The sequence below is a fragment of the Erwinia wuhanensis genome (assembly GCF_030484085.1).
Lineage (GTDB): Bacteria > Pseudomonadota > Gammaproteobacteria > Enterobacterales > Enterobacteriaceae > Erwinia > Erwinia aeris.
Map to the genome: position 1 here is coordinate 457986 of NZ_JAUJUH010000001.1, position 12044 is coordinate 470029.

12 protein-coding genes are annotated in these 12044 nt (G+C 54.3%); 8 read left to right on the top strand and 4 right to left on the bottom strand.

From position 1 onward, the window contains the following. Window positions 1-6: 6 nt before the first annotated feature. Complete coding sequence (locus QZH36_RS02075; protein WP_253454132.1) at window positions 7-867, bottom strand: DMT family transporter; 861 nt, start codon at window positions 865-867, stop codon at window positions 7-9. Between the two features lie 121 nt (window positions 868-988). Between QZH36_RS02075 and QZH36_RS02080 the strand changes: the two genes are divergently transcribed. Together QZH36_RS02080 and QZH36_RS02085 are read left to right on the top strand one after the other, a co-directional pair. Then, a complete protein-coding gene (locus QZH36_RS02080) occupies window positions 989-2374 on the top strand; it encodes an aminotransferase-like domain-containing protein (protein WP_301729546.1) in 1386 nt (461 codons plus the stop codon). Window positions 2375-2502: 128 nt separating this feature from the next. Next, window positions 2503-3141: a LysE family transporter gene (locus QZH36_RS02085; protein WP_253454136.1), complete on the top strand. Its 639-nt coding sequence runs from the start codon at window positions 2503-2505 to the stop codon at window positions 3139-3141. Window positions 3142-3193: 52 nt separating this feature from the next. Here the strand turns inward: QZH36_RS02085 and QZH36_RS02090 are convergent, their stop codons facing one another. Next, entirely contained in the window at window positions 3194-4141 is a 948-nt protein-coding gene (locus tag QZH36_RS02090; RefSeq protein ID WP_253454138.1) for an Rpn family recombination-promoting nuclease/putative transposase, read from the bottom strand. Between the two features lie 186 nt (window positions 4142-4327). Further along, window positions 4328-5293 (bottom strand): alpha/beta hydrolase, encoded by a 966-nt coding sequence (locus tag QZH36_RS02095; RefSeq protein WP_394148673.1) that lies wholly within the window; start codon window positions 5291-5293, stop codon window positions 4328-4330. Window positions 5294-5592: 299 nt separating this feature from the next. Between QZH36_RS02095 and QZH36_RS02100 the strand changes: the two genes are divergently transcribed. The 3 genes from QZH36_RS02100 to QZH36_RS02110 all read left to right on the top strand — a co-directional run bounded on the left by QZH36_RS02100 (window position 5593) and on the right by QZH36_RS02110 (window position 8470). Further along, complete coding sequence (locus QZH36_RS02100) at window positions 5593-6516, top strand: LysR family transcriptional regulator (RefSeq protein ID WP_301729548.1); 924 nt, start codon at window positions 5593-5595, stop codon at window positions 6514-6516. A gap of 243 nt (window positions 6517-6759) precedes the next feature. After that, entirely contained in the window at window positions 6760-7077 is a 318-nt protein-coding gene (locus QZH36_RS02105; protein WP_301729549.1) for a YdgH/BhsA/McbA family protein, read from the top strand. A 238-nt stretch (window positions 7078-7315) separates the two neighbouring features. Beyond that, window positions 7316-8470 (top strand): amidohydrolase, encoded by a 1155-nt coding sequence (locus QZH36_RS02110; RefSeq protein WP_301729550.1) that lies wholly within the window; start codon window positions 7316-7318, stop codon window positions 8468-8470. A gap of 41 nt (window positions 8471-8511) precedes the next feature. Here QZH36_RS02110 and QZH36_RS02115 read toward each other — a convergent pair whose 3' ends face one another. Then, a complete protein-coding gene (locus QZH36_RS02115; protein ID WP_253454148.1) occupies window positions 8512-9252 on the bottom strand; it encodes an HPP family protein in 741 nt (246 codons plus the stop codon). Between the two features lie 334 nt (window positions 9253-9586). Between QZH36_RS02115 and QZH36_RS02120 the strand changes: the two genes are divergently transcribed. The 3 genes from QZH36_RS02120 (at window position 9587) to QZH36_RS02130 (ending at window position 11903) form a co-directional block, all read left to right on the top strand. After that, the gene (locus tag QZH36_RS02120; protein ID WP_301250817.1) at window positions 9587-9754 is read left to right on the top strand and encodes a hypothetical protein; all 168 of its coding nucleotides are present in this window, start codon (window positions 9587-9589) and stop codon (window positions 9752-9754) included. A gap of 169 nt (window positions 9755-9923) precedes the next feature. Further along, window positions 9924-11705 carry an EAL domain-containing protein gene (locus QZH36_RS02125; protein WP_301250818.1) on the top strand — a complete coding sequence of 594 codons (1782 nt, stop codon included), beginning with the start codon at window positions 9924-9926 and terminating at the stop codon, window positions 11703-11705. 21 nt (window positions 11706-11726) lie between these two features. Next, window positions 11727-11903 carry a DUF2256 domain-containing protein gene (locus QZH36_RS02130; RefSeq protein ID WP_253454153.1) on the top strand — a complete coding sequence of 59 codons (177 nt, stop codon included), beginning with the start codon at window positions 11727-11729 and terminating at the stop codon, window positions 11901-11903. Window positions 11904-12044: the final 141 nt, after the last annotated feature.

The following is a 12044-nucleotide window of genomic DNA, read 5'->3' on the forward strand; positions in this document are numbered from 1 at the left end:
TCACCCTCAGGCAAATTTTTTTGCGCCCGCCACGCAGCCCAGCGCGGCCAAAGCGCATGCCAGCATTACGCCGCTGATGCTTTCGTGCAGAAACAGTGCCGCAAAACCAAAGCCGATAAAAGGTTGCAGCAGCTGCAGCTGCCCTATCGCCGCCGTGCCGCCCTTCGCCAGGCCGTGATACCAAAAAATAAAGCCGATCAGCATGCTGAACAGCGAGACGTAGCCTAATCCCATCCATGCGGAAAACGTCACCGCCTGGAACGAAGCTGGCCAGGTCAGCGCAGCAATGGGCAGCGCTACCGGAAGAGCCAGTGCTAACGCCCAGGCAATAGTTTGCCAACCGCCCAGTCCGCGCGCCACACGAGCGCCTTCCGCATAGCCCGCGCCGCAGACGATCACGGCCGCTATGGTCAGTAAATCCTGCCATGAAGCATGACTTTCTTTAGCGGCCAGCGCGTAGCTCGCCACAACAGCGCCGCCAGCCAGCGAAAATAGCCAGAAAGCGGGCTGCGGCCTGCGCTCGCCGCGAACCACGCCAAAGGCGGCAGTACAGAGCGGCAACAGCCCAAGGTACATAAGCGAATGAGCGGCGGAAACGTCCTGCAGCGCAAAAGCCGTCAGCAGCGGAAAACCTATCACTACGCCCATAGCAACCACCATAAGCGAAAACAGATCCGCACGCTGCGGCATTCGTTGACGACCGAGCGCCAGCAGCAGCAGTGCCGCCACCGCCGCAAGGCTGGCGCGCGCAGAAGTTAAAAACAGCGGCGTGAAGTCCGCCACCGCCAGCCGCGTTGCCGGTAGCGATCCGGCAAAAATCACCACACCCGCCAGCCCGCTAAGCCAGCCGTTCGCTTTATTTTTCATGCTTTCTCCCGTTGGACTTCGCTCAGTTAAGCATTGGCAGGATCGCTTACGCCAGATACAATCCAGTACAATTAATCTGAACTGTACTGGCTGTGAATGCAGTACAGGCGTGAGGAACGCCATGCCGCGTAGCCAGACACGTATCGCTTCGGTAATGGAGCAGGTGCGCAAACAGATAGCCGCCCGCGCTTATCTTCCCGGCGCGCGCTTGCCCTCCGTGCGCCAGCAGGCGCGCCTTTCTGGCGTGTCGGTTTCTACCGTAGTGGAAGCTTATGAACGGCTGGCCGCTGAAAACCTCATTGCGGCCCGGCCCGGCGCCGGTTTTTTTGTATCAGGCCCGGCGGCTCCGCTTGATTTAACGCAGCTGACGGCCGATAAAGAGCGCGATATCGATCCTTTATGGATATCGCGCCAGGCGCTGGAGGCGGATCCACAGCTGCTTAAGCCCGGCTGCGGCTGGCTGCCACCCTCATGGCTGTACGAAGAAGGCGTACGCAAAGCGATGCGCATGGCGGCACGAGCGCAGAGCGCGCTACTGACCGACTACGCCTCGCCCTATGGGCACGCAGAGCTACGCCAGTTTTTAGGCCGCAAGCTGGCGAAAACGGGGATTACCGCGACGGCAGATCAGATCATGCTGACCGAATCAGGCACCCAGGCCGTAGATTTGATCTGCCGTTTTTTACTCCAGCCGGGAGACTGCGTGCTGGTTGACGATCCCTGCTATTTCAATTTTCACGCGCTGCTTCGCGCTCACCCGGTAAAGATCGTCGGCGTGCCGTTCACGCCGCAGGGGCCAGATCTGACGGCGTTTGCCCAAATCCTGCAAAACCACGCTCCCCGGCTTTATATCACTAATGCAGGTATCCATAATCCTACTGGCGTATCGCTTACGCCAGTGGTTGCCCATCAGATGCTTAAGCTTGCGGAAGCGGCCGGGCTGATTATTGTGGAAGATGATATCTTTGCCGATTTTGAAACCCATCCCGCGCCAAGACTGGCGGCGTATGACGGTTTACATAACGTTATTCAAATCGGCAGCTTTTCCAAAACGGTTTCGGCGGCGGTGCGCTGCGGCTATATTGTCGCCCGGCGAGACTGGACGGACAGCCTTGTCGATTTGAAAATTGCTACCAGCTTCGGCGGCGGTCAGCTTGCCTCAATGCTGCTGCACAGCGCGCTGACAGGCAGCGGCTATCGACGCCATATGGAATTGGTACGGTTACGGCTGGCGGTAGCGATGCAAACCACGCTGGAAAAGCTGGCGGCGCTGGATATCCTGCCCTGGCATACGCCACAGGCCGGTATGTTCCTCTGGTGCCGTCTACCTGAAGGTGCCGATGCCGCACGGGCGTCACGCGCCTGCTTAAAAGAAGGCGTCGTGCTGGCGCCCGGTAACGCGTTCAGCCAATCCGGTTCGGCAGCGGATTTTTTGCGCTTTAATGTCTCACAGTGTAATGATCCTGCCATCTTCTCCGCGCTGAAACGTGCGCTTAAGCAGGGTTGATTGACTTTCCTTCGCGGCGCAACTTTTCCTTTTAACGCTATGAATAACCAGGATACTTTGTTTCTGTTGAGCAATCATGCTTTACACCGTCTGATGACGGCCGCGGATCGGCTATAAGGAACGCTTTCGTGATGCAATTTTCCAGCGGTTTTTTTCTCAGCCTGTCGCTCTGCCTGGATATCGGCATCGCCAATATCGCTATGATCACGCTGGCCATGCAGCGCGGCTATTTTCATGGCTTCTGGCTTGGGATCGGCACCTGTGTGGGCGACCTGGCGTACGCGCTGCTGGCGCTGGCCGGTATGACGGTGCTGTTACAGTTTGCCGCGGTGCGCTGGGTACTGTGGATTGGCGGCGGCGCGATGCTGCTGTGGTTCGCGCTGAAAATGGCGCTGGCCGCGTTTCGTCGTCAGGGTGAACTGCGTACTGACGAGCCGCAGCAGGCCAGGCCGCTACGCAACGAGTTTGGCCGCGGTGTGCTGCTTGCTATGTCCTCCCCCACGGCAATCCTGTGGTTCGCAACCGTCGGCGGCGCGCTGATTTCGCGTATGGGGCAGCACAGCACAACGGATTCGGGCTGGTTTCTGAGCGGTTTTTTCCTGGCGGGCGTCTTCTGGACCTGCGTTTTATGTCTGGTAGGCAGCTTCGGCGGCAGGCTGCTGGGTGCTCGTCTGCTGAAATATTCCTATATGGCCTCTGCCATAATCTTCAGCTATTTCGCGGTTTACGTGATTATTTCGGGCTATCGCGAGTTTATTATTGTCTGAACAGCACAACGCTGCCGGTAAGCTGCCGGCGGCGGAGCTGGAAGCAGGAAAGTTAGTGCTTAATTTGCCGAAGATCGTCCTCTGACAGTCCGGTCACTTCCATCACGGCTGCGCGATCGAATCCTTTTTCCAGCATGGTGCGGGCGATTTTCAGGCTGGCTTCGCGCTCGCCGTCCTGATGTCCCAGACTGCGGCCTTGTTCAAGTCCCTGTTCGAGTCCCACCTGTAATCCCTGTTCCCTGCCCATCTCTTCAAGTCTTTTTGCTATGGTCATCAGTTCATCCTTATGCTGCGGCAGTGCCTGTGCCAGTTCGTGGAGAAATCCTTTTACATCGGGCGTCTCTCCTGCCTGAATCATATAGTTTATCAGTGCGGCCTGCTGTTGTCCGCTCAGTTCGTCGCTCTGCATCAGCTGGGTTATTTCATTAAACAAATCATGCAGGTCGCGAATGCGAATATGTTTTTGCAGCAGCGTCAGCAGCGCCACCCGGCGGTGCTTTAAAATTTCATCATCCGGGATAACGGTAATATCCACCAGCGGAAAACGGCCGCCGTAGAGTTTTGCTGCCAGCCTGGGTTCACTAAAGAGATCCAGCCAGCTCATGCTGTAAGGATAAGGCGAGCGGCCGCCCTGGTAAAACAGCACCGGTATTACCAGCGGCAACATTTTATGACCGGCGTCCATATGCCGCTGCATGGCCGCAATAGCGTAGCGAAGCAGACGAAAAGGCATCATTCTGTCTGGCGAGCTTTGATGTTCGATTAATATATAGGCGTAGCCGTCGCCACGGGTGGTTTTAAGTGAGTAAAGGATATCGCTGTAGCAGGCTCGCAGATCGTCTTCAACAAAGCTGCCCGACTCCAGCCTGAGCGTGTCCAGATCGCAGATTTCACGCAGTTCCTCAGGCAGATGCAGCTCCAGAAAATCCTGAGCGTGGAGCGTGTTGGACAGAAACGTTTTAAAGATTGCGTCGTGCGGTGTAGGCGTACTGTTTTGCATTGGGGCCATCCTGTGCCGTTATGATGAAAATTCAGGCAAATGCTGGCACAGGATAAAAACAAAATAAAGATATTTTTATTATAATTTTCAATGTGTTACGATAGCGTGTTACGGATTTTAGCGCTGAATTAGCGGTTAACCATAGCGGGATGCCTGGCCGCACCCTTCAGGATGCGGCTTCAGATATTATTTTAAGGCATTTTTAAAGAATGAGGTCAGCTTAGCAAATGGGATAAGATCGGTACGGTCATACAGATCGACATGGCCCGCGCCCGGTACGATATATAATTCTTTCGGTTGTCCGGCACGCTGGTAGGCATCTTCGCTAAATTCTTTGGAATGCGCTTTATCGCCGGTAATAAACAGCATCGGACGTGGCGAAATGGTGTCAATATCATTGAACGGATAGAAGTTCATAAACTTTCCGATGCTGCTCAGCATCGGTTTTGTCGTCAGCGCTTCTTTCTCGCCCTCCGGCGTATAACCACCGCGTGATGTGCGGTAGAAATCGAAGAATTCCCGTTGAATAGCAGACGTTGTATCGTCAAGCTTGTTCACCGTACCTGGAATATAGACCGTTTCTCCGCCTTTAAATTCAGCAAGACGCTGTTCCGTTGCCGTTTTGATAAATGCCTGGCGCTGTTCAGGCGTTACGGCATGCTGCAATCCATTACGGAAAGCGGCCCCCATGTCATACATGCTGACCGTCGCGATGGCCTTCATACGCGGGTCTATTTTGGCCGCGTTGATAACAAAGCTGCCGCTGCCGCAAATCCCCAGCACGCCAATTTTTTCTGCATTAATATAGGGTTGCGTACTTAAATAATCGACGGCGGCGCTAAAATCATCCGAATAGATTTCCGGAGAAATCAGATGGCCGGGTTTCCCCTCGCTTTCGCCCCAAAAAGAGAGGTCTATCGCCAGCGTGACGAATCCCTGCTCCGCCAGTTTTTGGGCGTAAAGAGTTGAGCTTTGTTCTTTTACCGCGCCCATAGGATGACCAATAACGATAGCCGGATTTTTACTTGCCTGCTTCATCCCTTTCGGCATAAATAAATTACCGACCACGTTCATTTGATACTGATTTTTAAAAATCACCTTTTGACGGGTAACCTTATCGCTTTTATAAAAGTTATCTGCGCCGTCAGACATATCGGCTCCGGTTGCAGCAAACGAGCTGATTGCCAGCCCTAATAACAAGGTTAATATTCTCACTGGAGAGTCCTCAATAGCTTTTATTAATATTTACATGAAGCAAGCCGCTATCGCCAAAACGCTTTATAGTCATCAGGATTAAAAACGACTCGCGGGAATAGCACAGAAAAACGCGGCGTTGATTCATTCTCAATGCTGGCCTGAGGAAATTTTACAGGTGGCGCACAGCATTACTAGCTAATGAATGCTTAATAGGTTTATAACTACAGCTTATCAATGATTGAGATCTGCACCTGATGAAACGCAACCTGAACGACCTACTCTATTTTGTTACCGTCGCGCGTGAAAAGAGCTTTACCCGCGCCGCCGCGAGACTGGGCGTGACTCAGCCTGCTCTCAGCCAGGCGATTTCCGCACTTGAGGAGCGTATGCAAATTCGCCTGCTTACGCGTACGACCCGTAGCGTCTCGCCAACGGTGGCCGGCGAGCGTTTACTGCTGACCATAGGTAACCGTATCGATGAAATCGAAGCCGAACTGGATATGCTTACCGAGATGCGCGATAAGCCAGCAGGCACGGTTCGCATTACCTGCGGTCCCAACGTTTTGCACAGTACGCTACTGCCAAAGCTGACGCCGCTGCTGCGCCAGTATCCTGACATCACCCTCGAATTTGATGCCAATCACGGATTTCGTGACATTGTCACAGATCGGTTCGATGCGGGCGTGCGGCTTGGCGATACCATAGATAAAGATATGATCGCGGTACCCATCGGCCCTGAGCTACGCATGGCCGCAGTGGCAACGCCGGAGTATTTTACACGTTACCCTCTTCCCGAAACGCCTCATGATCTCACGCAGCACGCCTGCATTAACCAGCGTATGGTTCGCTCTGGCGGGCTATACGTCTGGGACTTCGATCAGGACGGCGGCGATTTGAACGTACGCGTCAGCGGCCAGCTTATTTTCAATACTTCTGAACACATTGTTGCCGCAGCGCTGGCAGGACTTGGCATCGCTTTTTTACCCGAAGAAGAGTTCGGCAATCATATTGAAGAGGGACGGTTGATCCGTGTGCTGGAGCAGTGGTGCAGGCCTTTTCCCGGCTACTACCTCTATTATCCCAGCCGGAAACAGCCTTCACCCGCCTTCTCTCTGGTAGTCGATGCACTTCGGGTAAGCCGAAAGCGTAGACCTGCCAGCAGGTCGCCTCAGGGTTAGCGCAGCCCCTTCCCCGGCAGCGTCAGCCCTTCTCCGCCCTGGCACATGTAATGGAATGCAAATAACTTCCTGCGGATCGCCTTTAAATGTGAACGAAGATTTCTCCACGCCTGATTAGCAGCAATAGCTAAATACAACGTGGCGGAAAGGCGTTGTATAGCTCCTGAGGTTTACTTTTTATTAACAATAAATCCAAATGCGTAACACTGTGCGCCACGGGCGACCTTAATGAGGAGTGAAGTTATGAAAGCGTTAGTTCACGATGTGCTCTCTATTTTTTCAGCGAAATCGATCGAGCCGGTGCTGGTTCGCTCAGGCCTGTCTCAGCGGGAAAAAGCCTCGATCGCGCCTTTCGGCGTAACGGAAGTCAGCTGGGCAACCTCGCTGGAAGATCTCCACGACGCGCTGGTGCAAAAGGCGCTGGCCGCAGGCGCGGTCGGTTACCATATTACCCATGTGGAATCCCATAAGCCGGGCCAGGAGACGCAGTCGGTGCTGGCTGCCACCGCCACGCTGTATAACATCAGCGACAGACAGATCGTTGATAACGCGGCGCTTTAAACGGATCGTGCCGAGGTCTGCATTTTCTGAATAGCGAGTGTGCTTTACCGGAATCCAACTATGGCAATCTCCTGAAGGCTGGTAGGCTTTCTGGCCAGCCTGACGGGGCGGCTGTTATCTCAGCCGGCGCGGCGCATTTTTAGCCGCTAAATAAGCGGCGCCGCAGCCTGGCGCGCCAGGGGCAACGCCATAAATGAAGTCCCGTCCTACAGAGTCGCTGGCTAACCGGGAGAGCATTATGACGCAACTTGTAAATTATCTGCACCAGGTACGCCACCATCTGCATCGATTCCCTGAACTTTCGGGTCAGGAAGTCGCCACCACGGCTTATCTGCGCGAGCAGCTGGCTAACCACGATATTACCGTGCTGGATCTGCCGCTGGCGACAGGCCTGGTTGCGGAAATTCGCGGCGATCGGCCAGGCCCGCTGGTGGTGGTACGCGGCGATATCGATGCTTTGCCGATTGAGGAACAGACCGACCTGGCTTTCCGCTCGCAAACGCCGGGCGTGATGCATGCCTGCGGCCATGATTTCCACGCCTCGGCAGTGCTGGGCGCGGCGATCCTGCTGCAGCAACAGCGCGGCCAGCTGGCAGGAAGCGTGCGTATTCTGTTTCAGCCCGCCGAGGAAACCGGCCAGGGCGCGCCAGCCGTACTGGCGAGCGGCGCGCTGGATAAAGCCAGCGTCATTTTCGGCCTGCACAACGACCCAGGCCTGCCGGTCGGCGTGGTGGGTTGCAAAGCGGGCGCGCTGACCGCAGGCGTTGACCGTTTCGCCATCCGCATTACCGGCACGGGCAGCCACGCCGCGCGCCCGCATGAAGGCAACGATCCGATCGTGATTGCCGGCCAGCTGATTACCGCTCTGCAAACGCTGATCGCCCGCAATCTCCCCTCCGAGCAAAACGCCGTGGTTTCCGTAACGCAGATCCACAGCGGCACGACCTGGAACGTGATCCCGGCAGAGGCATGGCTGGAGGGCACGGTGCGCACCTTTAACGCCGAAAGCCGCGCCCTGCTCGAACGCCGCTTGCGCCAGCTGCTTAGCGGCCTGGCCGTCTCGTTTAATGCAGAACTCAGCCTGGACTGGCAGCCGGGGCCGCCTTCGGTTAGCAACGACGCGCGCTGGGCGGCTTTCGCGCTTGAACAGGCCAGCGCCAGCGGGCTGGAAGCGCGTACCGTTGCGGCCAGCCCGATAGGCGAAGATTTTGCTTTCTATCAGCAGCGGATCCCTGGCGCCTTTGTGATGGTCGGCTCCGGCGGCCCCTGGCCACTGCATCATCCTGAATTTCGCGTTGATGATAACGCCCTCTTTCCGGCGGCTCGTTATCTGGCCAGGCTGGCGTTTACGGCCGGCAAAACGCTGGCGGCAGAAGCGGGAGTGACAGCCTGAGAATTCAGCTCAGCCTGTCAAACAAAGAGGATGGCCGATGCTTAGCTTTTTCTTTCTGAAGCAGCCTGGTGGATCACCATTTTTCCTGCCTGGCGAGCTAACGCAATGTTTTCGGCCTGTTGTAACACCTGCTGTAGATCCTCTTCATCTATATCAAGGAACTCCCCTTTCATTAACGCTTCGTGCAGATCCTGCCGTGAAATGGCCACATCCATCTGTACGGGTTTTGGCAAGGTTTCAGCGGCAGAAAGCGTATGCGGGTAACGACGACCGATCAGATTATTGAAAAGGATGGCCACAAACGTCAGCGAGACTGAATTAAGCAGCACCGGGACAAAAGCGAAATGGTAGCCACTCATTCCTGCCGCGTGGCTGCCCATCACTGCAGTCAACGCTATTGCGCCGCCCGGGGGATGAAGACAGCGCAGCTTAAACATCAGCACCACGGACAGGCCAGCAGCGAGTGCAGCCCCAATCACGGGCTGTTCAATATAGTGCGCGACGGTCAGGCCGGTTAATGCTGATACAAAATTACCACCTATTACTGACCATGGCTGAGCCAGCGGGCTGTTAGATGCAGCAAACAGCAGAACGGCGGAGGCACCCATTGGCGCAATAAACCAGACGTTAACTTCGCCCAGCGTCCAGTGGCTGAACAGGCTGGCGAACAGCAAACCGGTGAAAGCCCCCAGGCTGGAAAGGATTATCTGGCGGGGTGCCACTACCACCGGGCGCGGCCAGAATCTTTTTATAAAATGCTTTATTTGAGAAATAGTTATCATGCAGGCGATATCTTATCTGATAAAAACGGCGCGCGAATAGTCTCTGAATTTACGGCGAAACACAATGCCCGATCTTTTGCCAATCCTCTGGCGTTCAGGGCCCTTGCTGGCCGCAGCGTAGGCGTCGCTGGGATCGACACTGGTCCCAAAACGATAACGATGTAATCAGAATTTGGCCTTATACTCCCAGCCTGGCCGGTTATTGATTAGCCTGATTGATAAAATTCCCTTTTTCCTTGGTTATTGTACGCATCTGCTATGCCTGACTTAGCGTGCCCTAAGGCCTGCCGGATGTACCCACAAAAAATAGAAAAATTACCCAGCCGGAGTCGCGGTGTTAAAAATGAATTTTATTGCCGGTAATGTTAAAACCACGGTAATTCTGGCATTTCCCAGAGCAAAAGCGCCTGCCTCAGATTTTAAATCAAACGGCATCTCTTTTTTTTCAATTGCCCGAGAAAAAAAGGAAAAGACACCTGTGATTCAATTGTTATATCGATAAGGCGTGATTTTTTCATTAAAGAAATTAAAAGTGACACACACCCCCTGTCAGGGCTATGATTTAAAGTAGATCTATTTTTTTGCGGCAATATACTTCTAAGTCGTTATATTTTCCCCGCTTTATTTTAATGCTTAATTTGCACCAGAGTCAGGCTGGCGCTGAGGCCCCAATGATTATAAACAGTGACAGCAATAACGGCCCTCGTCTCCGTGCATTACAGGCTCTCCTTAGCGCTGATGAAAGCAGGGATGAGGTGCTCAGGAAATTTGTTCAGCTTTCCAGCCAGACGCTGGGCATTCCGGGTAGCTTTATCTCCGTACTGGATGATGATACTCAGTACGTTCGCGCTTCCCACAATTTTTCCCTGTCACACTCTTCTCGCGAAGAGTCGCTGTGTCGTCACGTGGTAGACAGCGATAATCCGGTTGTGGTGCCTGATACCCTGCTCGATATTCGGTTTGCCACTCATTCTCTGGTCATCGGGGCGCCGTATATCCGCTTTTACGCTGGCGTGCCGCTAAAAAATAGCGAAGGGATTGTGGTCGGCACGCTGTGCGTAACCGACACGAAGCCCCATCCTTTTAGCGCCAGCCAAATTACCACGCTCAGAATGCTGGCTGCCCTGGTGATCTCTTTCCTTGAAGCATTAAATTCCGCCAGTTTTACCGATCCGGTTACCGCTCTGCCTAATCGTCAGCGCCTTATCCAGGATCTGCAAAACCTGACCGCAGCAGAGAATCAGACGTCGCGTCGGTTAATCATTATTGACTGTATTGATATGCCTCGCGCCTGCGAACTTGCACGCTCAATGGGCATGGGGCCGGTAGAAAATCTGCTTAAAGATGTGGCGACGCTGCTGCCACTCCGTCTGAGGCTGGCAGCAGGTGACAGGCTTTATACGGTTGCCACCGGCCGTATTGCCCTGTTGACACGTCAGGGCAGCCACCTCAGCGCTGAGCGGGTCGTCGAAAAGCTGGAGGGAATTAGCGTCGATCTGGGCGACGGTCTTGCTATCGCGCTAACAATTTTTACGGGCGAGACGGACTTTATTCCAGGGGAGGTCGCTGCCCAGGAGATACTCCGCCGCGCAGTCAGCGCGCTGCATGAAGCTATCGCACGCGGTTTGTCATCGCTCCATTTTGTTGAGGTGGTCAATGAACGGCATACGCAGGATCCTGCGCTGATCAGCGATCTGGCTTCTGCGCTGCGGGAAGGCCAGGGGCTATGGCTGGCCTGGCAGCCCAGAATTTGTCTGCACAGCGGTAAGCCTGTCGGGCTGGAGGCGCTTATCCGCTGGCGCCACCCCACTCGGGGCGAGCTCTCTCCTGCTTTTTTTGTCCCACAGGCTGAACAGGGGCAGTTATTATCCGTCCTGACGAACTGGATGACAGATCGCGTGATTAGCCGGCTGGCAAGACTGAAAAACAGCCATATTCAGTTACCGATAATCATTAATGTCAGCGCACGCGACTTCTCGCATAAAGGCTTTGCTACCATGCTGGAAAATAAAATGCTGAAAGAGAAACTGCCTAATGCCCTGCTCGGCATTGAATGCCTCGAGACCGAACGTATGCTTGAGAACCCGGCGGCACTGAGTGGGATGGAAATGTTAAAACTCAGGGGGTTTGGTATTTCACTGGATGATTTTGTCACAGGCTACCGCAATATCAGCTATCTGCGACGTATGCCACGTGATGCAATAAAAATCGATCGATCTTTGATCCGAAATATTTCCTCGGATACCTCTTCACGGATCATTTCCCGCAGTATTGTAACCATGCTGAAGGAGCTGGATTACACCGTACTGGTGGAGAATGGGGAGGCGGATACGGCGTTAACAGAATATGGCAGTAACCAGGAACAGGACTATTTTTATGCCAGGCCGTTGCCAGAGGCAGAGCTGGATCAGTGGCTGGAATGGCGGCTACGCGATCTGGGCAAGTCGTCTTAACCGGTAAAAGCGGATGAAAAAATGAAAGTATTTAAAGGCAATAAAAAAACGTTGCCGGTGCGTTTCTGCAAATATTGTAATAAGCCAATGACATGGCGTAAAAAATGGGAGAAGTGCTGGGACGAGGTGCAATATTGTTCTGAACGCTGCCGCCAACACGCGAAGCGCCCCCTCTCCCGCAAAGATGAACATTCCTGAACTCAGCTCAGCGGCTGCGAACGCGCTGACCGACTTCGTAACACACGCTGGTTTTTTCTGTTCATTACAGCGGCTGTGGCCGCGCTGACCGACTTCGTATCACCCGCTGGTTTTTTCCGTTTTCGCCCGATCGTTTAACAC